The organism is Nonomuraea aridisoli (genome assembly GCF_003236395.1).
GTDB classification, from domain to species: domain Bacteria; phylum Actinomycetota; class Actinomycetes; order Streptosporangiales; family Streptosporangiaceae; genus Nonomuraea; species Nonomuraea aridisoli.
The window spans coordinates 1-452 of sequence record NZ_POUD01000666.1; the positions used below are offsets into that span (position 1 = coordinate 1).

Below are 452 nucleotides of genomic sequence, written 5' to 3' on the forward strand. Positions count from 1 at the left end.
CCTGTGCACCTCGGCCGCCCGCGGAACCGCCCGCAGCACAAGCGGCCTCGACGCCTTGATCGCCCGCATGGACGCCGAACCGGTGCGCTATGTGAAAGGCGGTTTCATTCATTGACCCTCGACCGCATCGCTCCATCACCATGCCGCAACATCGACGACGTTTTCTGCAATCCACGCTGGCACTCGCTGCCGCGCCTGCCTTGTCCATCGCGCAACCCCGCATCGTGCTCAAGGCTGGTGACCAGAAGGGCGGACTGCGCGCGCTGCTCGAAGCCGCCGACGCGCTCAAAGGCGTGTCGTACGACATCCAATGGACCGAATTTCCGGCGGCCGCACCGCTGGCCGAAGCGCTCAATGCAGGCGCCGTCGACTTGGGCCCCATTGGGGATGCACCAGCCATCTTTGCCCTGGCGGCGGGCACACGGATCAAACTGATCGGCGCCAACCGATCC

The 452-nt window shown here is 65.7% G+C and carries 1 pseudogene; it reads left to right on the forward strand.

The features are described from left to right. Positions 1 to 140: 140 nt before the first annotated feature. Positions 141 to 452: pseudogene (locus C1J01_RS54335) on the forward strand (hypothetical protein); the annotation flags it as partial.